Source organism: Ruegeria sp. D1(2025) (assembly GCF_056536425.1).
Window position 1 is genome coordinate 53452 of the sequence record NZ_JBQFPO010000015.1, and the last position, 21588, is coordinate 75039.

Here is a 21588-nt window from a genome sequence, read left to right on the forward strand (position 1 = left end):
AAATGGTCAGGAAGTACCCGGAAACCAAACAATATCAACTGCCTTGGCCGGGCGCAGGCTTCCACTGAAAACCCACGCGAATAATCCCATGATCCGTGGTTCCGCTTTCTTTATGATCGTCATGGTTCAGGTGGTCATTCTGCACAAGCATCTCGTCAAAGGCCCAAAGGCGTTTCTTCGAATTATCGTAGAACTCCTGACTGAACATGATGTGGTCCAAGCTTTCGCGCTGTCCTTTGAACACATGCGTGTAATATACGTCGCGCGTCGAACGGTATTCCTGCATGGTTTGCGCGGTATAAAGCGCGTTGTCGGCTCCTCCCGAAGACAGAGGCGACAGGTAGGTTGGCTGTTCTGACAGAATATTGAGCGTGTTGCTTTCCTTGCCGTCATTCATGTCGCCGATCAGAACCACAGGGGTATCCGTTTTCTTTGTCAGGTTGGTTATGATCACGCGCAAAGCGGCCGCTTCGGCGGTCCTGCGCACGGTCGAGATAGCATAGCCCAGTGACGTGATATGCGGGCCGTGAACGTCCTTGTCATACCAACCCCGCTCGCGCCAAATCTGGGCCGGGCGGCGGGATTTGAAATGACAGACGAACACATGAATAACCGGTGTCCGAGGATCGGGGCGGACCTGAAAATGCATGACAGGACGGGAAAAGCCATCCAGCGCCACAGAAATATCAGGTTGCTGCGGATCATCCCCTGTCGACTGCAAAACGCATTCCTCGGGAAAATCTTCGATCCATTCTGGTTGATCCACCAGTATGTCCGAACGCACAGCGGCCGCGCATACGATCTTCTTGTTATTGTGATCCTCGGGCACCAACAGTGTATGGGTTCCAGCCAAAGACGAGTTGTCCAGCGCCGCTTGCAGCGCGTCCTCGGCCCAAAGCTCCTGCACGCCGACCACGTCCGCATCAATTCTGCTCAGCGCCTTCGCGGTAAACGCTATCTTCTTTTCATAGGTGGCCTGATCCCATCCATCTGAGTCGCCATAGATGGCCTGACCAGACAGGTGAAGGTTCAACAAATTGAAACTGGCAAATGAAATATCTCGCGCGGTCATTACTCCCTCCAAGGTATTTAGATAGAAATTTCTTTGGAACAGATCCCTCTCGAATACTCATATTTCCGGGCAGTCGGGTCCTGGTGTTAACTTTGCGGCCAGCCGTCCGAAATTCGCGGGCTTCGGGTCAGTAGCGCGGTTACATTGTATCAGAAGTTCTCCAATATTTTGCTAGAAACGCTTTTCTGTGGCAGATTTTATGAATTGGTTAAAAGGAGTTCACAGGATGGCTTTGTTTTTCTCCCGGCGCACTTACAACGCTTCAAAAAAGAAGTTCACGATAAAACCTGCCGCGAAAACCCGGTACGTCTCGATCTCACATACAAGTTCCGACGGACGCATCCGAAAAGGAGGCATCATCAAGCAAAAGAAGTGGCTTGAGATGGTGCAGAAGGCAGGAGGTGACAAAGACGTCCTGATTTACGTTCACGGTTTCAACACGTCGCAGAAGGAAATGCTGGACCGGCTGGCCAAGATCGAAAAGGGTGTGAGATCAAAAGGATATAAGGGCGCGGTCGTTGCGTTCGACTGGCCAAGCGACGGTTCTGTTCTCAGCTATGACAAGGATCGTTCCGACGCCAAGGCAGTGGCCCCTCATCTTGTGGGCGACGGAATACTGCCGTTGCTGGCCATGTCGCCGCGCCCAAAAGTTCATCTTATCGCGCATTCCATGGGGGCATTTGTTGTTTTGCGCGCCTTCTCCGATTTTGGTGACTCGGCGGGTTCTGGAAGCGGCAACTGGGGCGTCGATCAAGTCATGTTTGCATCGGCCGATGTGGATTCCGCCTGGCTCGAGAAAGGCGCGTGGGGGGGGCTGGTTCTTGGCAATCGCAGTAAACGCTTCACGAATTACTACAGCGGTCGGGACAAGGTGTTGGCACTGGCCGGCGGGCTAGTCCACGGCGGACGCGACCGCGCAGGCCATGTTGGGATGCCAACGCTCACTACCAAAGGCCATTGGGACATTTACTGCAATGAACAATACAAGCGCGACGTTCCGAAGCCAAAACGAACCAAAGTCTATTCCCATCGCTGGTGGTTCGACAGTAAGGGGTTTTTCAAAGACCTCACCCTGACCATTGGTGGCAAGGACGCCAAGTCCATGGCCACGCGCAAAAAAACCACCGGCCATGACCTGGCGTTACTGGCTTGAGTGAGCAGGGGCATGCCAAATAGGCACATTCGCGATACAGTTTCTACCGTCGCTGGTCGATAGAATGATGAATGGTTCCTTACCAGTCCCCCGCACATAACGTGAGTCAGTGCATCTGAATTTGTCAGTCATCAGTTTTGGGAAGGCGATCAAACCGGAGTACTTGATTGAGGCAAGCAACACCCTTGGATTTGCAGGAAGGTTCGCCACGGATAGGAAAAACAGTCTGGGAACTCGGCGATTTCAGGATTTACCCTCAAAATTGTTGCGGGCATCAAGGCGGCATCGCCGAAGGACCGGGGGACCGCCTTCGACGATCCGGCTGATTTGCTCCTCCTCAACACGCATTTGGCTACCGAGGTAAATTCGCTCGCGCAAATGCTCAGAACTTGGGTCGCAAAAACTGGAAGTTTTCAGGATCCGAGGCCGGCGGCCAAAACAAGGCCATCGCATAAAACGTGATCAAACCCGCCAAGATGAACTCCGTCGGTTCACAAGCCCGGTTCACCTGGGTTCTGGCCCGAAAGGTCAAACACAAAATCACATGCCTCGGCAAACTCATGACGTGGAGATGTGGTGTTCAACCCGTGCAGTCAGAGCTCAGGTTTTCTGGGCGACATAGGTATAGTAGTTGCACGCTCCGAAGAATGTCTCCTCGTTACTGGCCCGGTGCTGCGCGGACAACCAGTCGGCGGCCTCACCTTCGCTCATATCCCCATTTCGCACGACCAGCGGAATATAGCTATCGGCCAGGTTCAGAAAGAATGAACCATTGCGGGCTTCAGCGAAAACCTCGGGCAGGAAATGCGTCAATTTCAAGCCATGCCGCGCAAGGACTGCGGGCATCCTGCGCAGGACCAGAGGATTGGCAACCACGGCATTAAGTATCATGTTGACGACTTCATTATTGCGCGCCGCATTTCCGGCTCCGAAGGTCAAAGAGGCGTAGTCGCCGTCGAAGACAGCGACCGCGCCGCCAGGGCGCACAACCCGGGCAGCTTCTGCGATCACCGCATCCGGATCGCTGACATGGCTGACAAGTGTGTGGGCGAGCACCACGTCATAGCTGTTATCAGGATCGGGCAGAGCGTGGGAATCGCCGGTCCGGAAATTGACCCGCCCTGCAAGGCCTTCTTCGGCGGCAAGGCGAGTCGCAGCCTCGACCAATTCCGGGCTGTAATCTATTCCAGTGATCTCAGTGACGAGCCCTTCACGTGCTGCCAACGCGCGGGCGACTACCCCGGTGCCGCAACCAAGATCAAGCAACGTCTTACAGAACCCGAGGTCGATGTGTTGTAGATATGCTTCGCGCATTCTGACAAAGACCGGGTCGCGTCCGCGAAACTCCAGCCGGTCGACAATTTTTTGGACCCCTTCAGGGCCGAGACTTCCGATCGACTGGAAGATATCGTTGCCGCTCATAATGCTTTCATCATAGGCGATTTCTCCAAAAATGCACCCCAAGGCTGATTTTGGCAGGCTTGGAAAAGACCGATTTCCCAACGCCAGCCATGCCGGATCAAGGCGTTCGGTTGGCCCGGATTAAGACAGCGCCTTAACAGGTATGCGGCTTTGGGCTTCTGTACCGCTTGCCGCAGTGTTGACGGCCAATCACGTTACAGTCGAGTAGGGCCAAATTGTCCTGCCAAAAAGGTGCCTTTCGTGAAGCCCGGAAGCTGAACGGAAATTGTGGGTTTTGCCTGCGTACAGTTCGGCCGGTGCATAAGATGCGAGCCGGGATGATGGGTGCAAACTAACTTGTTCAGATACGCAAAATCCATTACTTGGCCCAACCAACACTCGACGAGCGCCACTCACTAGGCTTTCACATACGCGCGATCAAAAAAGGGAACACCCAGCATGACAGAGTCAATCAAACTACTTCTTGAAGGCAACAAAGACTGGGTAAATCGCATCAAAGATGAAGACCCTGGCTTTTTTGAGCGATTGGCCGAAGGTCAGTCACCGGAATATTTGTGGATCGGATGTTCCGACAGCAGAGTGCCCGCTACAGAGATTACAAATTCTCTTCCCGGATCAATTTTTGTTCAGCGCAACATTGCAAATCTTGTGGTTCACACCGACTCCAACCTGCTGAGCGTTGCCTATTTTGCGGTTCACTATCTGAAAGTGAAACACATTATTGTCTGCGGGCACTACGGATGCGGCGGAATCAAAGCAGCAATGAGCAATGAATCGTATGGTTACTTGGACAATTGGCTTTTGCATCTAAAGGATGTCTATTCGCGCAATCGATCTATTCTGGATGGGATTGAATCGGAAGAAGAACGCTTGGACCGTTTCACCGAACTCAACGTCAAAGAACAGGTTTCGAATCTGGCAAAGCTGTCATTCATTCAAAAGGCGCGGGAAGGTGGTGAGTACCCCCGGCTGCATGGATGGGTTTATTCGGTTGGTGATGGACTTATCAAAGACTTGAAGGTTAGCCCTGGAGCAATCGAAAGCCTCGAGCCAATTTACAAGTACAACAGAGACGCCTGAGTTTAGACACCCGCAACGTCGACGTTCACGCTGCAACAGCGGCGACTGATAGCCTGATCCTCGGCAATCAGGGTTTCACCGATCAGTATCATGACTTCGAAATCAAGGCGGGCACCGCAGGTCGCACCGCCATGCACGGATCTCGCGTCGGCAAGCGCGAAGACGGTTGGGGCGAAGCCTGTTTGACGCCCCTGCCGAGCCACCTGGGCGGCAATACAGGTGCGGTCTCAGCCCCCACGCTTCCAGTAGTATCGGTTGCTGCAGCCGTTACTGTGCCTTAAAGCGCCGAAAACCCAGCAACCCCATAAGCCCGCCGATCAGCAACAACCCGCTGGCGGGCAGGGGTACGGCAGATACGCTGACATTCAGATTGTCTACCCAGAACTCAGAACACCATTCCTCACACCAGACCGTATCAGGCCCAACTTGGTCATAGTCGGTATATCGAAGGGCGCTCGGAATGTTCAGCGACAGCTTCAGGCTGTCAATGTTCGCAAATGAGCTTGTGAAATTCAACACGCTCCATAGGGTAGGTCCGACCGACTGAGTAGCCACTACCGCGCTGTTTCTGATCCCCTCAAATGTCAGGTATGGAAGTGGGGCAGTGCCAGCATAAGCCCAGGCTGTGTGGGCTCGGTAGTCATCTACAGGGGCAGGTCCAGAGCCGGACTTATTCAGCAGCGACCAGCCGCGAACGTCAATCTGATTGGGCGTAAAGGACGCGCCGTTAAGAGCGCTGATCGATGACGATAGGATCCCGCTGTCATCGTGCAAGGCGAGATGATTTCCGGTCAGGTAAACGGTGCTGTAATCATAGATGAACCCGTTTGAAGTTGCTTTGCTTCCGCCCGCACTTGGATAAGGCGGGTTATGGTCGAATGTGACGGTTAAAGCACTAGCCGCGTTTGCAAGGCACACGGCGACAGCCGCTAATATCAGTTTCATGAAATTTCCCCTAATAATGCAATTAGCCTAGCCGGGGTTGTCTCATTTCGCAACTTCTTGAGTATGCAGTCTGAATCCGGGGGTTTTCGTTAGGTGTAACAGAAACTCTGGATTTTCGAGAGGCGCAAAATCAACGCAAGTGTTTGATTTTATTGGTCGGAGTGAGAGGATTCGAACCTCCGACCCCTGCCTCCCGAAGATCGGTGCAGGTGGCCAAGTTATTGATTTTTGGTCAAAGGAGCCCTGTTTTTCAGGCTGCTTTGCCAAGCAAACCAACTAAGACACGGTTCGACAGGTTCATTGAACCTGAGAGCACTGTCTACATGCGCGTTAATCCTGCAGTTCCCGTAACAGCCGCTGCGTTTTCGGCATGCGGTCCAGGCTGGCCTCAATCCTAGAACGCCACTTGGGGCCACGAGAGAGTGCATCTTCGTAGGCGTCATTCAATTCATCAGGCCGATCCTGAGCAAGCACCTCGACTAGAAACGCGGCCTGTCGTCTGTCCTTTTCTGCTTTGAGGGCATTTCCACCGGCACGGCGACGGTCCGCGACGATCAACTTGTGGATGGCATAGCGTTCTGGCTGCGGGATTTGCACCAAAACGCCACTCCGGTAGGTTACAGCAGCGTTGATAGGCTCCGCGATGAGGTAGTTCAGATGGTGCAGTCCTTGCGCATCCACTCCCAAAGTGGGCAGTTCGCGCACATCCTCATCCTCACCAAATGATGGAGTGAGGAATTCTATCAGCGTGTCGCCTCGTGTCTGTTTCCAACGCCAGGTGCGTCCGGCCGTGAGACTGGGCTGCGCCATGAAGTCGAAATCGCGGAACACATCTTCCAGCGGTGGTGATGCAGTGTCCTCCAGCACCAGCGACAACCTGGAAAAGCTGGCGATGTCGATGTCATCCGTGTGAGCGGTCATATCGATGTCGAAACGCACACCCAATTCACCTTCGTAAAGGCGGAAGGCGTGCGTCCCCACTATGGTGCCGCCTAGACGAAATACGCCGGACGTTGCCATCGCAGAGAGCAGGCTGCCCGTGGCAGCGTCCAGACCCAGGAAACCCTCTGCTCTTAGGAGTCGCACGAGGCGCGCCCGGTTGCGGCGGCGGTCTTCCTGTTGGGCTTTCAAAGTTTTGTGCTGTTCCAGCCTGCCGCGCAGTTCCTCACAATCCTCTCCCAAGTAGTGCTTTTTGACATCGGAACCGACCCGGTAGGTGTCATACCAGTAGGTCCTGTCGTTGCGTTCGACTCGTGTGGGGGTGCCTCGGATGTCCGAAACAGAATCGTCCCGCAGTGAACGCAGGAGATCGTGATAAGCGGCATGTGCTATGGATGAATGGCGCGTGAACATCTTGGCTTCCACTGTGCTCAACGGATTTTAATTTTGTTGAACATGGCGTATGTTCAACAAAAAGTAAAGATGTTGAACACCGCGCTTTTAAGGGATATTGTTTGGCTATGTCACGCCAATTCTCAGACTACCTGCGCGCTCGTGTTCACGTTCCACTTGCTCCATAGATATCCAACAATAGGTCAGGATTCGAACCTTCTCCCGCCAGTTCTGACTTAAGGTCTTGGAGGATGGGCAAGAACTTCAACCGCCGCCTTTGGAAATTAGTATTGGCCCCACGACGGGCCTTCAGGTCGCGCTCTGTTTTCTCAATGATAGCCAAGAGGTCATCCGCCAACGGGTCGGCCCCGATCACCAATGCTGTAGGATCAACGAGACGCCATCTTACCAGGCCTGCAAGTAGGAAAGGCGCGTAGTTGAACATTGTATATTGACCGCCAATATTACGTTGGAAGTCCGCAATAGTCCTCTTGGTCAGCTTCTCTACGTCTTCTCGTTTCAAGTAAGATGGAGCGGTGTCAGAACGAGACAGCATGAACGCCATGGCCGCGCTTTGTCGGTTCCAGATCCAGTCCTCAATTGACGAAGTCAGAAGCAACCGCATTGCTCTCGCTTCGTCCTCTTCACTTCCTACGATGCGGCCAAGGCCCTGATATACGAGAACCCAACTTGCTTGATGTTTGACGAACGGGTGGTTGCGCCCGGACGCTTCAATACAGTCCATCAGCCACGTCGCGACATCGCGCGGGCATCGGCGGAACTGCCAACTCAAGAATTTGAGAGCCTCGTTGTCTTCCGTTCCGTAACCGCTTTTGCCCCTCAGGCGCTTTTCAGTAACCTCAAGCGCTTTGCTGGTCAGAATTTCAAACCGCTCAAGGGTTTCTGCCGCGATCTCAGGAGGCACGTCGCCGTCACTTGAGATGCAGTATTTGCCAAATGGACGCTGTGAAAGTTTTTGCCGAAGGGTCGCCCAATCCGTGCGGCTACGATTAGGTTCGGGTTCGAGCAAAGTTAGCATACCCGCGGAACGTTCGCTGTCATGCCATGCCTCCATGCCGCAGGGAAGAACCAGACGTTTGGGAATTGATACTTGCGTATCCAAACTCTCTATGATCTCAGACCAGGGCCTTTCCTCTTCCAGTGCTTCATCCCAATCCACCACGAAATTCCGCCCCAAGTCCGGCGCTTCCATGAGGATTCGCGCTCGCCCGGCGGCCGGCTTCTGTTCTACCCAAAGCGAAACGGCGGCTTGATGCTTCAGGGGAGTTCCAAGCAATACGCTTGCCTTTCGAGGCCAGGGAGCTTCTTCTTTCCGCAGGAATACTGAGACGCTCTCCTGCCCGGCCGGAATTGCGAGAGATGCTGCTTCAGGGCTTCTGTAAATCCGACCTGCTTCGAGCGTTTCTTCTTTCCGTATAAGATCGAAATTCTTTGCGCCGTCCGATCCGAACACGATGGTGGACAACCGTGGTAGAAAGTCGAAGAAGATCGGTTCCCCGTCCCCGGCTCGGCGTGCTGCTTCCAACGCACCTTCCGCAACAGCCGTTGCGGGAAGTGAATGCACCTCAACTGGCGACGCTTCTTGGATAGCATCACTTAAGCGTTCCTTGAGCCTACCTTCCGCCAGTGTCTCAAAGAGAACGATGTCGCAATCGGCCAGACTAAGCTCTGAACACGGGATACTGACCGCTTCAGACGCATCATAATTGGTAAGGTCCAAGAGTTCCCAATCACCGTTGGGCACGCGGAGCATCTCAGGATAGCAATCCATCCCTAAGCCAGCTTTCCCGACCGAATTTGCGATGGCACGATGAGCTGTTCGCGCCGAAAAACCCTCGGTTCCAACAGCGGCGTGGCGGGCACATTGGAAAAGGGACTCGTATCCGGCGTCGCACGGTATTTGCGCAGCGGCTTCGCGTCTCTCCGGAGCGAGAACATTCCTGGCGCTTCGAATACGCAGTTTTTGAACAGACAAGCCTCGGCGCTGATGGGAGACGACGCCTACAAGATGCCCTTCAGTAACCTGATCGCGATGAATGGCGAACAACGCGGTAAGAACAGGCCGCCAGACCAATGCACCATTGCGGAACTTCCCTCGAGCAACTGCTTCGAGAAGGTGCTCCTGGATGACCTCATCGCCATCCGGGCCCTCATCGATCGAAACGACCGTGTTTGCTGAACCGCTAGCAGATCCCAAAAATGCCTGAGCGAGTTTTTCGACACCGTCATCCTGCATTTCCAGCAGTGACCGAACGGGAATGCGTCTTCCTTCTGACCCGACATCCCCCCAACCACCACCGCGACCATGCGGAGCAATGTCAGCCTGCGGTCCTCCGATCCAACCTGCGAGGCGGCTTTCTCCGATCCGCACAATCGACGAAAGCGGGCCACTTGGGACGATGTCGGTAGGCCCAATGATTTCGTCTTCACCCGGAACAGAGTGCCAATTCTTCGCGACGAAATCCCTCCATCCGTTGAGGTCGAAACCGCATAGTTTTCGGTCGGTCATGTTGCGACCTCGTATAGCTCACTGCGAATAAAGTCGCGCACCGCTTGGAATCCCTTCGAGAGGTCTTCGCCGGCAGGGCCTATGGCGATTGCCGTAGCGCTCGCTCTCCCATAAGCTGCGCTCTCTCCAGCTGCGACTCCACGTGCTGGGGTCATGATCAGCCCATTCCGTAAAATTTCCGTCTGAGCGAGGGGCTGGATTTGGTGAAGCAGTTGAGCTGCCCCCTGCACAGCATCCTTGAGGTCAATTCTACGCATCGCATGTGGCGTCCATACCGCGACCCTGCGCGGAAGGTCAGCCCGTTTTGGATCGGAAATTCTGAGGGCGACGTGCGCTTGTGCCGCGCTCAACATGATTCCTGGTCGCTCAGGGCGTGCTTGGACTTCAACAATGCGGTTAGTGTCGCGAAGCCAAAAGACGGCGATTGGCCGATCCTGATTGAACCAGCGTCCACCTGTTGCCTCACCGCTCCACGAAATCGGCGACTGAGCGACAAGTTCTGCCTCTTCCAATTCGTCGATGGCAAGGATGATCGACAGAACAGAAAAATCCGTCCAAGTTTCGGCCTGCCAAGCCCAAAGATCATCTTCAATTTTTCGGCGTAAAAGAAGCCTAAGCCATCCCTCATGAACCTCTCGATAGTTGCGATCTTGAATGAGCACATAGTTTGGCTGGACGCCGGCCGACGCGATCATGACACCAAGGTCATTGAGTGTTCGCGACAATACTCGACAGGCCTTTCTAAAAGCCTCAACCTGTTTGTAGCGAACACTGTCCTTTGCACGAGGGTGCTCACGGGTCCATTCGCGTGCAACATCTGCGGCAAGACGCGTGTAGGCATGCAGCACACGGTTCTCGAGCGTATCGAAATTCTCACGGCGAACCGTCGCAAGAATTCGTTGCGAAGAACCTGCACGTTCCGCAATGTTTCGCCCTGGCTGTCGGCTAAGCCACACCATCGAGGCCCGATCCATCTCCTGCACCCGATCAAGGGGAGTCAGCTCCCTGTGCCTACGTAGAACCCGGCGGATGCGTTTTTCCAGATCGCGAAGCACCGGAAGCATGCCGCGCGCCTGCCGAACGATCTCTGCCATTTTGGGCTCGGCTTCATCCTCGGCACGCTTCCAAGCATCCCTCAGGCGCCCCCAAGTGTCGCTCGGGTCTTCAATCGCTTCTTCCAGCTCTTGGATGCGCGCAAGAACTTCGTTCATGTGCCGAAGGGCCTCTGCGCCTTCTTCTTCATCCGGAGTGGCAGGATCGTGCCCCGACCTTGGACGCACCGGGAAGCCCTTACGCGCAGGCCCGACAGCTTCCTCACGCTTTGGATATGGAAACAAAACTGTTCCGGTATCGTTACCTCGGACGTTTCCTCTCAAGAGCGTCACGTATTCATAGCCGCCTGGGTTCGCCCCTTGGTAGCTACCGATCAGACTGTCTTCGGGACCAAAGGCTTCGTCCTCTCCAAAGGCTTTTGTTGCCCATGGACGTGCCAGAAACCGCATCAACGCGTGACCCCACTCCACACGAACTGTCCGGTTGCCTCGGCGAGGGACATTGACTCACCGATCGCTTGCGCCAGGGCGTCGTCCCTCAGATCGCGTTCCACAAAGTTTATCAATTTTGAGAATTGGGGACCGGCCATATCTGTTTCCACACCCCTGAGTTTCGGGAGAAGGCGCATCTCGACCTGATCCGCGAGAGCGTCGTCGACACCACGGCCGCCTTCCACCTCTGGATAATTCGCTGCGTAAGCCATGATGGCACGTCCAAGCCGATGCCCGAAAGGCCGTTTGAAGTCCCGCATCAGATCAACCATTTGTTCGATCCGGCTTGTGACACTCCGGTCACCATCGACAGACACACTCGACCGCCCCCAGCTTTCCCATGTCTGTTGAGAAAGAGCCAACGTAGGCTCGACCGTTCCTTCTGCCCGTCCGTCCTTGATTTTCCTCGGGGCGGAAAAACGAATGATATTCGCACGGTCGACAACTTTGTCGGACAGCGACTGCGTGCTTTCATCCTCATTCATCGTTCCCGCGAACAAGAGGTTGTAACCCGGAAAAATCCGGGGTGGCCGTTCCATGTTCGGAATTTCCAGCTCGATCTCAGCGTCCTTGCGTTCGTTTGCATCGCCGACATCTTCGGGGCGGGGGCGGCTTTCCAGCCTGCTGAGGAAATCCGAGAAGTAATATTCGACCCTTGCAAGGTTCATCTCGTCCAGCAGGATCATCATCATGCGATCCTGTTCCGCGTCGTCGTTGTTCAGCTCGTCGAGCGCCCAAAGAGCGCGCGCCATGTCTGTGGGTCGGAACTTGCCTTCAATGTAGTTGTAGAAGCCCATCAGGTCCTGCGGACTGTCCCAACGAGGCTGCACCGGAACTTGCAAAAACCCGATGCCCATACCGGCCGCGTATTGACGTGGGAGCTGGCTTTTGCCGGTCCCAGAAATGCCGGCAAGGACTGCCATCTGGGTCGTCTCGTTGACTTTCATAGCTGTATGGAAGGCACGAAGCGTGCGAGCAGGATAGTCGAGACCTTTTGCGCGAAGGCGCCGTTCGACGCGTTTGATGGCATCCGCCTCGTTCTCTCGGGGCGCTTTGTCCCACGTCCTCATTGCCGTGATGACTGGTGGCGTTTCTTTGAGTTCGCGGAGCGAATCCGTTTCTCCGGTTTCCCCGTCGACAGTTCGACCTTCTCGGCGAGCTATCTCGGCCTTGATGTGCGCCATTCGAGCGTCAAGCGCGCTCCTCGTTTCTTGGAGAGTTTCAATTTCCCCCTTGTAGCGACGCGTCTCTTGGTTCATCGCGGCTACTTCGGCATCCAACCGGGAATGTTCGGTATGGGTCGCGGCCAATACTTCGTGTTCCGATGCTATGCGGCTTTCCAATTCCGCCAACTGGCTTTCTTGAGACGCTTTCCGACCTTCCAGCCGCGCATTTGACGCCTCGAGTTCGAATAAGCGCTCTTCGAGACGAGAGACCCTTTCTTCTGCTTCTTCGAGCTTCTGCTGTTGGTTGCGAAGCTCTTCGACACGCTTGGAAATTCGGTCATGATCTCTCTTCAAATCATCAGTGCGCTCGATAAGCTCTTCTGCTTTTTCCAGACGTTCCTTAACCTCCAGATACTCCGCCCGCAGCGGAGCGATCTCCGTTTCGAGTTGCTGGCGTTCGACAACAGCGTCCTCTGTTTCCTTGCGAACAGCTGCAACTTCGTCCCGGCGTTCTCGGAGGCTCTCCCATTCTGTGAGGAGCTCCTCCTTCTGACGCCGCAGACCGTCGACCTCAGCCTGGATATCGGTGACGATGGCCATCGCTTCTCGGCGTTTCTCGACTTCTGCTTCGAGGTCGTCCATGAGCCGCTGCTTTTCTTCAAGCCGCTTCTCGTAAACGGCAAGCTCCTCAATCGGGCCTGCTGCTGTCACCGCCCGGTCGTGGCGGGCGGCCAAAAAAAGTTGAACCACGGCGAGCAGTATCAGGACACCCGCAATCGCCAGCACAAGTATTGTATTGTCCGTAAGCATTCTCGGTTACCTCATTGATCGTTGCTCGATGGCTCAGAGTTGTCAGACTGAGCGTTTTCACCGGTGCCAGCGCTTTCACTCATGGTTGATACTGGTTCCTGGTTCACTGGCTGTCGGTTCAACAGTTCCGCTCGTGTCTCGGAAAGTTCATATTCGGCAGCAGCGAGAGCCTCTCTCAAACGCCTGAGGTCAGCAGTCCGCGCGTCCGAAAGTGCCTCGATTTCCTCAAGTTGAGTGCGCTCGGCTTGAAGGGAGGCTCGGGCGGCCTGCGCCGCAGTCGCGGCGGTCTGCGTCTCCATCTGGAGTTCGTCGTGTCGCTGTTTGAGGCGGTCGACTTCGGCCTTCAGACTGGAAGCTTGTCCTGTGAGATCAGCAACACGCCCGAGCTCTGTTTCCGCTTCTGTCGTGATCGAGCCCAAGTTGGCCCGATTTTCCTGAACTCGCCTCTCGAGTTCGGGCAGCACTTCCTCAAGTGTCGCTCGAAGTGCTTGCAGCTGATCTACCTCAGCCTTCAATTTGCTGAATTCCGCCCGTTTCTCGGATAGTTCGGCCAGCTCTTCATCTACCGATGCGATTTGCGACTGAAGTGTAGAAAGCTGAGCGCTTCGCGTCGATAACAGTTCCTGAGCGATTTTAAGTGCTTCCCTGGTTTCAGCGCGCTGAGCTTCAGCTCGCGTCACCGCGTTCTGTGCGACCTCCATTTCGTTTTGCAATAAAGAAAGTCGCGTCTCTGCACCCGAGACACTTGCCTGCATGTCGGCTTTTCTAGCCTCAAGGTCATCGAGTTCTGAATTCAGCTTTTCAAGTTGAGCTTCTGCGGATGCTACCTTTTCCTGAAGCGCGCGTAGCCTCTCCTCGGCAGCAACGGCCTCGTCTACCTTGGCCGCCAATTCAGTTCGTGCACTTGCTATATTCGCATTCAAATCGGCGCGGCCCTGTTCGAGCCGATCCTCGTCATTTCGCAGTTGTTCGACACGACGCTCTTGCGCACGAAGGTCTTCAACAGCGGGCGCAAGTCTGTCCACTTCACGCTGGAGATCAGTCCTTCTCTCTTCAAGGCGATCGACAACCGATTGCGTTTGATCGACACCCGCTGATAATTCTTGCTCTCTCTCTTTGAGGGTCTGCACCTGGCCTTCAAGGTCAACCACCTCTGTTGCGAGGCTATTTCTTCGCTGCAAAGCCTGATTAGTTTCGCGCTCAATTCGTTGCGCATCCGCAATCGTTTTTTGTGCTTCGGCCAAACGGTCTTGCACGGCAGTCAATTGGGCCTGGCTTTCTTCGAGACGAGCCTGCGCATCCGCCTCTCTCTGAGCCGCGCTTTGCCGGCTGCTTTCGGCGCTCGCGACTTCTTGAGACAAACTCTGCTTCTGGTCAGAAAGCTCGCGAAACTGCTCACGAGCAAGAGCCAGTTGCTGTTGCGCGGATTGTAGTTCCCCGGTGTAGTAGCCGAGATTTTCCTCGATACGGCCATATCGACGGTCGAGGGAGTTTACTTGCAGGACGAGAAAGCCCGAGGCAAGGATGGCCGCCCCACCCAGCCCCAACGCAACTGCGGTGTTCCTGCTCGACTTATGATAGGTCTTGTTCGACTCGGTCAAGACACCCCTCCATATCCCTTGAAAGTTCATCCACCCAGAACCGGCGCACCCGCCAACCCATGGACTTCAGTTGATGATCGCGCCAGAGATCGGACGTCTTTCGACGTCCGTCCGGGCTTTCGTGCCATCTGCGTCCGTCGACCTCGAGGTCGAGCTTTACACCATTCGCTCCAAACAACGCGAAGTCGAGCCTTCGCCCAGCTATTTCGTGCTGGGGCTGCGGGTCCAGACCGCGGTTCTTCAGAGCATGGTAGACTTTGCGTTCCCAATCGCTGTCGAAGACACCTTCGCCTCGTTTAGTCCGTGCTTCCGTCGCCCTCGAAGCGAGCTTGGCCAGCGCCTTCGATTGCCCTGAACGAGCAAAATCGAGATCGCCGAAGATCATCGCAACCGCCCGGGCCCGCGAAATCGCAACGTTCAAGCGACGTGTATCTCGCTGAAAGAAGATCAAGCCAGACTGCGGGCTGCGTGGACCGACGCACGGCGAGAACATGATGAGATCCCGCTCCTGTCCCTGGAAACCGTCGACTGTGCCAACCTTGAGCTCGCAGGCAATGCGCTTGGGTTCATCGAGAACGGCATCGACCGCGCTCTCTATTGCGACCACTTGGGCGCGAAACGGCGTTATGACCCCGATGCTTCCCGTGTATTTGTCTTCAACGATCAGCTTTTTAAGGTGGCGAACAATCGCGCTCACTTCCGACGAATTGACGTTGCCCATTTGCGGGACCGCGGGCGCAGGAACATGTTCCCATGCGAGGCCAGGGCGCACCCCTTCTGGCACTCTCAGACGCCTCGGGTCATACGAGGTCTGCAACTGGTTGCCGTAGAAGTTCTCGCTGATGTAATCGACGATGGGGCCCGCCGAGCGATACTGGTGCTTCAACGTAATCCTGTTTTCGGCAACAGACACGCGCGATGCGAAATCGAATAGTGAACGGCGGCTTTGTGCGAAGCGCCCCATTTTGGCAACCGGCAGACCTTGAGCCTGCATCAGATTGCGATCCTGAGCCTGACCGAGTTGCGGGATGAATGACAATTGTCGATCGTCCCCAACAACGACGGCCCGCTTGGCGCGCGCCAGCAACGGAACGGCCGTCGCGATGTCGCATTGGCTCGCCTCGTCAAAAATCACGAGGTCGAACAGCCCGTCATCAAGAGGTATGCGTCGGGGCGTTCCCAAGATCGACGCAAGCCACAAGGGCCGATGTGAAATGAGGGCGCGCGAAATGTCTGTGGGGGGATGTCCCCGCCCCCCGTCGAATGTCCAGTCATCGTAGAGTTCTGCGATTTCGCGTCGCTCGTCCTCCGGGAGATGTGTCCGGGCAGACAGAATGCCAGGCAGGAGTTTCTCGGTCGCTTCCCGAATCTTCTCGCCTAGGGCGATCGGGTCGTCAGGTTTCCCAAGCGCATCGCGTTCAGATCTTTTGTCGGCCAGTGCGCTTTGAAGTTCTCTGAGGCTCATCCCGGGACGAGACGAAGCACGGTCTGTCGCCGGCGCTTCTTTTGCGAGGTGCTTGGCGAAAAACGAACCAATCCAAGAGACAAAGCGGAGCAGGGGACTTTGTCTTGGTCCAACGTCTTCAGGGTCTTGGTTGTCGGGTCGCCCGCGATCCTCTCGGACTTGCATGCGGTCCAGAATATCGGAAATTTCGCATTCCAAATCCGTGATCTTGTCGATGATGCTGACCATTTCGCTTCTTGCGATCGCGTCGCTTTTAAGCTGGCCCAATGCAAAATCGTCAACAGCTGCGTTGCGCGTCACATTTTCGCTGTCGATGAGCTGTTTGAGGGCGTCCTTGAAGCCCGTATCCGTCTCATCATTCGGGTTTAGTGTCCGGATGGCGAATGGGACGTCCGGAGCAAGAGAGCCAAGACGGTCCTCCACAGCATCAAGCGCCTGATGGTTCTTGGAGGCGACGAGGACACTGCCACCATTTGCGAGCACTGACGCGGCCATAGATACGATCGCTTGGCTTTTGCCAGTCCCAGGCGGACCGGTCACGACAGTCAAAGGTGCTTGGCATGCTGATCGAACCGCGCGCAACTGTTCCTGGTTTAGCGGAACTGCGTCGATTGCAGCAGCCTTGTCTGCACCGTCTTGAACGTCCAACCCGAATACCGCGCCAAGCGCAGTTCTCTCAAGGCGGTCCTTCGGCCATGTCGCAATCGCATCCAGGTCACGAGCAGCCCCCGCGGTGAAAGAAGAGTCGGTCGGAAGGAAGATCGCAGCGCTGTCAAAAATCCCTTGAGCCGAGGAATCGAGCTGAGTGGCGAGGTCCGTGCCGACAACGCGACCACGTATCTGACTGGCAACGGCAATCCTTACCTTCTCCACAAAATCCTGAGCCCGCAGCCCCAGCCCATCGTCCGCAAAAAAAAGGTCAGCGAGGTCGTCGCGCTTCCAACCGCTGGCACGAGCGGCACTTTTGACCCAATCAGGGTTAACCAGGACATCATTGGCATCAATCGTCAGGATTAGCCGGTCATCCTTACGGTCCCAAGCTGCTGCGAACATGCCAACGGGTTGGAAGACAGGAACTCCGCCACGTCGTCCGACCGCAATCGGCCAACCCACTGCGAGCGCATTCTCGTGACCTTCCCTTCGCACCAGAGCCTCTCGAAAGACAGGATCAATCGCGTCGAGTTCGATTGAAACAGTCAGAGTTCGCCCTTCTTCGGGACTGATAGGGCCACGCCCAGAGATCAACGCCCACTCGATTCCATGTTTGTCGAGAACCTGGGTCGTGGCTCCTCGTGGATCGGCACGCAAGGCAGAGCGCCAATATCTCAGCAGCGCCTGCGGATCGGGAGCATCTGAACTTTCGTCCTCTTGATCAGGAAGTTCGACCGCCGTCGGTTCCGAGGAGAAGGAAGCGTTGGCAGCGTGAATGACATCAACGAAGCCCTCAGGTCCTCCGCCTCTCGAAGCCGACACGCTCTCATGTCTGGGTTTGAAACCATCGACCTTTGCACGCCAACGACCGTCCCTGCCTTTCGCTATCAAACCATCGCGAAATAGAGCCTCCAGTTCGCTTAAAGTAGCAAGCCGCTTGTCATGTGAGAAAGCCGCACCAACGAGAACAAGTAATTCTTCTGTCGTCCGACCTCGCGGAAAAGCCCGAACCGTCTTCAAAACCAGTGACATGCTTCAGGCCTTCTACCAAGCTGGAATCCTTCGGACAACCGAGACAGGATTTTTGAATAGCGTCTGCTGCACTTAATACTCCAACTGACAACGAAAAATTAGTTTCAAAGCCCAACTCTCAAACCAGATAGACATCAATTCTCAATACTTTTCAACCGACTGGCGCGCACATTCACCTGAACCCGAATCAACAATCGACCTTCTCAGTTTGATTGGTTGCAGAACGCATCCCTGTGTAGAAGTAACATCGCCACCGCGACCAAGTCTCTTGCGGCATACTTGGGTAGCCTCCTTGATCTCTTGCATATACGCGACGGCGCTTTAACGGTTTCGACAATTTACTCATGTAGTTCGTGAATAGACACAGAGGGGCATATTTTCCTCGCGATGTCGCAGAGATGCACGTGATGAGTCAGGTAGATCACCTGACCGCTTTTGCTCATCTCAGCCAGCAGGCCGAAAGCCTCGGCGGTGCGGTCGTCGTCGAAGCTTTCCATGATGTCATCGGCAATGAACGGCACTGGGCCGTTGTTGCGAGTAAACTCGTGGTAGCCTGCAATGCGTAGCGCAAGGTAGAGCTGAGCCCGGGTGCCGTCTGAGAGTTGGTCAGCCTGCTTCGAGCCGCTCCCGGCCTCCAGCGCCACCAATACCTCGCGTGAGCCATCCGGCTGTGCTGCAAGGCCAGAATAGCGATCCCGCGACATGATGCGGAATGCTTCTGATGCGCGTTCGAGCATACCGCTGCGGTGAGTGTCGCGATAGCTCCTGAGAGCAGCGTCGACCGCCAAGAGTCCCAACCGCTGTCGTAGGTGGCGCCGAGCTCCGTCCTCAATCTCAAGCAGTAATGTCTGGCGCTGCTCTTCCAAACGAGCGACTGCGTCATCTCCACCGACAGCTTCGACGGCGTCTTCCGCTTTGCGGAAGCCGTCCTGCGCCTCTTCCTGTGCTGTTCGCAAGGTTTTCAAGTCGGTCCGCAGACTGTCGGCGCGGGCGGCGAGCGCATCGACGTTTAGTTCATCCAATTGCTCACGAGCTTCTTCGACTGTATCGCATTGCATCCCTGCACAGAGGTCTTCGGTCAGTTCGCGCCGAGTTTCACGCAGCTTTGACAATTCGCCTGCTTTCGTAAGCGCATCGCGCGCTTCGGCCCAAACTTCGACCCCAAAGTGACGGCAGAACTCCACGGTCCGATTGCGATGAATCTCGGCCTCCCCTTCTAGCTCCGAAAGGGAATTTCTTGCCGTCGTCAAGCGTTCTGATAGGCTGGCTTGTTGAACTTCGCGGCTCTCCGCTGCGCGCTGCCTTCTGGTAATGTCTCGCCACAGATCGGTCACTGGCAGACCGGAAGGCATGTCGAGGCGACCTGCCAAATCGTAAGCCGCTTGTTCAAACCTCTCGCGGTTGGATTGCATCGCCGTTATCCGGTGGGTCAGTTCAACAATGCGTCCCTGATGTTCACGTAGTTGGTCGAGCTCTTCAAGGATCGCGCGCATCTCGTCGACAGCGGGCGGTGCACCAACCATCCAGGTGTCGGCACAGGCGGCCTTCCACTCCGCCTGCCATGCTGTGCGCGCATCGTCAGCCTCGAGCTTGCTGCGCTCGCGCCTATTCAAGTTTTGGCGGGCTTCGGCCTCAGCCTCGCTTAAAGCCTCGACCTTGGATACTTGGTCTAACAGTGATTGAGCCGTTTCAACACAGAGGGCTAAGCTCATATCATCTGGTATTGCGCGGCCCGCCAGTGCCAACGCGTTCGAAAGATCCAAACGCGCTTTGGTAACAGCCTGCACACGCCGGGCAAGATCTCGCGCTTTGTCATCGCGCCTAATCAAAGCATTTTGTGCTGCGTCGAGCTTGGCGAGCCAGGCTAGGAAGGTTCCCAGGTCGATGTCGACAGGCAACGCAGAGGAGACCTTGGTTGCGATATCGGTAAGCTGTGTTGCTAGGTTTTCGCACAGCTCGCTAGCCTCGGCCGATTGCACTTTGGCAGCGTCAACTTGTCGTTCGGCTTCGATCAACGCGCGATCAGCCTCGGCAATCTTTTCCAGTTGGGCGCGCTGATCCGCAAGGGTGGCTGTCACCTGGTCGTCGAGGCGCATCGCCGACTCGAAACGCTCTGCCGTTTCATCCGTGAGTTTAGCTCGGTGGTGAGACCATTCCGATTCCCGGCGTTTTCGCACATGAGCTGCCTCCTCCAGAGTAACAGCTGCGCTTGTGCCGATGGCATCGCGTCTAGTGCGCGCCTGGGACGCTGTATGTTCCAGTTGCACCAGCCGATCATCCGCCCTGTCGGCCGCCCTTTCAGCCTCGGCCATGCTCGCGCCGAGTTGTTCCAAGTCAGAGCGATCTGGGGGTGTCAAATTCGCTAGCTTTTCCTTGCTTCCGGTCCAAGGGGAGAGCGCTGCCAGGGCCGACTCCAATTCCGCTTCTATCTCTTCGAGCTCGGTGCTTGCTCGGTCGTGCGCGCCTAAGGGGTCTTCGCGGCGAAGGTTTTGCACCAATCCGGCCAACCCACCCAAATCAGACGCGCTTCCCCCTGCCTCACGTAAACGCCGCTCAGCGCGCGCTACGTCATCTTTGGCAACCTGCAATTCCCTGGTCGCAGAATCGAAAGCTGTTTCCACACCTGAACTTTGCTCGATCAATGCGCGCAGGCGCCCAAGGGTTCTTGCTTCTGGCAGTAGCGTGGTCGGATCTGCCCCGACTTGCCCCAGTCGAGACAGACAATCGTTGACTGCTTCTGTCTTGGCTTCCAGCTCTCCGCGCCGCTTGGGCAAGTCCTCCAGCGCCGAGTCATGGGCCGATTTCAACAGATCCGCCGCTTTGATGTCGTCGCTTGCATTCAGAACAGGCTCGTCGGTTGGGAGGTCGTTCAATTCAGCTTCCAAGCCTGCCTCAGTCTTTTTCGCGGTCTCGAGTCGAGTAGCAATGGCGGTTTCCGTGCGGTCTAGTTCCGGAAGCTCGGCAAGCCATCCCACGGGAGGTTCTGGTAGCGCTCCGTAGCTAGCGATCTGTGTCTCCAGGCGGTCCAGCCGCGGTAAGAGCGGCATGGCGGCGATCCGGCGGTCGGTTTCGATCACATCGGCTTGAGCGGCTTCAGACGCCTCGCGCGCCTGGTGCCAGGTATCTTTGGCGCGGTCGCGTTCAGTTGAAAGGCGGGCATACTCGGCAGCCGCAGTGTCTAATTCCTTAATCTGCCTTCCCAAATCGTCGTAGGCGGCACAAAGATCCCGCAACGCACCCTTGCGTCCGGTTCTGTTCAGGAACCCCTCCGACTCTGCATTCAATTCGTCCAGCTGCGCCGCCAAATCGGTCATCCCGGCGCTTGCCTGAAACAGCAACTCACCGAGATCCCCCTTACTGGCGAGGATACTTTCACCTCCTTCGTCCAGGGTTTGCCGATTGAGCGAGAACATCGCTGCATAGGATGTGCGGTCGAGTCCTCGCAGACCGCCATGCAACAATGCTTCACCTAGCGGTTTACCGCTGGCGTCAAGCAAAGAATTGTCACGTTTCTTGACCCGAAGCAGTTCATGCGTCTGCCCGTTGATTTCTAGCACGGCGCCTAACTGCATCGACGGGTAAGGGTGAAGAAAGTCCATGCTGCTTCGAACAGGGATCTGGAACAGCACGTCCAGCCAGCCTTCAAGCAGGGTGGATTTTCCGGCCTCGTTTGCACCGTAGATCACGTGCAGGTCGGGGCTTCCGGGTGTTGGAACGGGAAACGAAAGGCTTAGATCAGTGAACTTGCCAAAACGTGTGAGGTCGAGCCGGTTCAGCCGCATTGT

The 21588-nt window shown here is 55.7% G+C and carries 12 protein-coding genes; 2 read left to right on the forward strand and 10 right to left on the reverse strand.

Annotated elements, in window-relative coordinates:
• Window positions 1-34 precede the first annotated feature (34 nt).
• A complete protein-coding gene (locus ACR1XU_RS21385; protein WP_480813261.1) occupies window positions 35-1072 on the reverse strand; it encodes an endonuclease/exonuclease/phosphatase family protein in 1038 nt (345 codons plus the stop codon).
• 187 nt (window positions 1073-1259) lie between these two features.
• Between ACR1XU_RS21385 and ACR1XU_RS21390 the strand changes: the two genes are divergently transcribed.
• Window positions 1260-2225: an alpha/beta hydrolase gene (locus ACR1XU_RS21390; RefSeq protein ID WP_480915701.1), complete on the forward strand. Its 966-nt coding sequence runs from the start codon at window positions 1260-1262 to the stop codon at window positions 2223-2225.
• Window positions 2226-2825: 600 nt separating this feature from the next.
• Here the strand turns inward: ACR1XU_RS21390 and ACR1XU_RS21395 are convergent.
• Complete coding sequence (locus ACR1XU_RS21395; protein ID WP_480909007.1) at window positions 2826-3647, reverse strand: methyltransferase domain-containing protein; 822 nt, start codon at window positions 3645-3647, stop codon at window positions 2826-2828.
• A gap of 438 nt (window positions 3648-4085) precedes the next feature.
• Between ACR1XU_RS21395 and ACR1XU_RS21400 the strand changes: the two genes are divergently transcribed.
• Window positions 4086-4727, forward strand: a complete 642-nt coding sequence (locus ACR1XU_RS21400; protein ID WP_170808283.1) for a carbonic anhydrase — start codon at window positions 4086-4088, stop codon at window positions 4725-4727.
• Between the two features lie 267 nt (window positions 4728-4994).
• On the opposite strand, the gene ACR1XU_RS21405 is transcribed toward ACR1XU_RS21400, so the two are convergent.
• The 8 genes from ACR1XU_RS21405 to ACR1XU_RS21440 form a co-directional block, all read right to left on the reverse strand.
• Window positions 4995-5672 carry a hypothetical protein gene (locus tag ACR1XU_RS21405; protein WP_480909006.1) on the reverse strand — a complete coding sequence of 226 codons (678 nt, stop codon included), beginning with the start codon at window positions 5670-5672 and terminating at the stop codon, window positions 4995-4997.
• 330 nt (window positions 5673-6002) lie between these two features.
• Window positions 6003-7025 (reverse strand): nucleotidyltransferase family protein, encoded by a 1023-nt coding sequence (locus ACR1XU_RS21410; RefSeq protein WP_480909005.1) that lies wholly within the window; start codon window positions 7023-7025, stop codon window positions 6003-6005.
• Between the two features lie 145 nt (window positions 7026-7170).
• Complete coding sequence (locus ACR1XU_RS21415; RefSeq protein WP_480909004.1) at window positions 7171-9534, reverse strand: hypothetical protein; 2364 nt, start codon at window positions 9532-9534, stop codon at window positions 7171-7173.
• Complete coding sequence (locus ACR1XU_RS21420; RefSeq protein WP_480909003.1) at window positions 9531-11036, reverse strand: hypothetical protein; 1506 nt, start codon at window positions 11034-11036, stop codon at window positions 9531-9533. The genes ACR1XU_RS21415 and ACR1XU_RS21420 overlap by 4 nt, the downstream gene beginning before the upstream one ends.
• Window positions 11036-13054, reverse strand: a complete 2019-nt coding sequence (locus ACR1XU_RS21425; protein WP_480909002.1) for an McrB family protein — start codon at window positions 13052-13054, stop codon at window positions 11036-11038. The genes ACR1XU_RS21420 and ACR1XU_RS21425 overlap by 1 nt, the downstream gene beginning before the upstream one ends.
• An 11-nt stretch (window positions 13055-13065) precedes the next feature.
• Entirely contained in the window at window positions 13066-14655 is a 1590-nt protein-coding gene (locus ACR1XU_RS21430; protein WP_480909001.1) for a coiled-coil domain-containing protein, read from the reverse strand.
• Window positions 14627-17803: an AAA domain-containing protein gene (locus ACR1XU_RS21435; protein ID WP_480909000.1), complete on the reverse strand. Its 3177-nt coding sequence runs from the start codon at window positions 17801-17803 to the stop codon at window positions 14627-14629. The genes ACR1XU_RS21430 and ACR1XU_RS21435 overlap by 29 nt, the downstream gene beginning before the upstream one ends.
• Window positions 17804-18141: 338 nt before the next feature.
• A complete protein-coding gene (locus ACR1XU_RS21440; protein ID WP_480908999.1) occupies window positions 18142-21585 on the reverse strand; it encodes an AAA family ATPase in 3444 nt (1147 codons plus the stop codon).
• Between the last annotated feature and the right edge of the window lie 3 nt (window positions 21586-21588).

Excerpts from the sequence above, each read along its gene's own strand:
- ACR1XU_RS21410 (WP_480909005.1), bottom strand. The coding sequence starts at position 7,025 with ATGTTCACGCGCCATTCATCCATAGCACATGCCGCTTATCACGATCTC.
- ACR1XU_RS21415 (WP_480909004.1), bottom strand. The coding sequence starts at position 9,534 with ATGACCGACCGAAAACTATGCGGTTTCGACCTCAACGGATGGAGGGAT.
- ACR1XU_RS21400 (WP_170808283.1), top strand. The coding sequence starts at position 4,086 with ATGACAGAGTCAATCAAACTACTTCTTGAAGGCAACAAAGACTGGGTA.
- ACR1XU_RS21425 (WP_480909002.1), bottom strand. The coding sequence starts at position 13,054 with ATGCTTACGGACAATACAATACTTGTGCTGGCGATTGCGGGTGTCCTG.
- ACR1XU_RS21440 (WP_480908999.1), bottom strand. The coding sequence starts at position 21,585 with ATGCGGCTGAACCGGCTCGACCTCACACGTTTTGGCAAGTTCACTGAT.
- ACR1XU_RS21435 (WP_480909000.1), bottom strand. The coding sequence starts at position 17,803 with ATGTCACTGGTTTTGAAGACGGTTCGGGCTTTTCCGCGAGGTCGGACG.
- ACR1XU_RS21405 (WP_480909006.1), bottom strand. The coding sequence starts at position 5,672 with ATGAAACTGATATTAGCGGCTGTCGCCGTGTGCCTTGCAAACGCGGCT.
- ACR1XU_RS21385 (WP_480813261.1), bottom strand. The coding sequence starts at position 1,072 with ATGACCGCGCGAGATATTTCATTTGCCAGTTTCAATTTGTTGAACCTT.
- ACR1XU_RS21395 (WP_480909007.1), bottom strand. The coding sequence starts at position 3,647 with ATGAGCGGCAACGATATCTTCCAGTCGATCGGAAGTCTCGGCCCTGAA.
- ACR1XU_RS21420 (WP_480909003.1), bottom strand. The coding sequence starts at position 11,036 with ATGCGGTTTCTGGCACGTCCATGGGCAACAAAAGCCTTTGGAGAGGAC.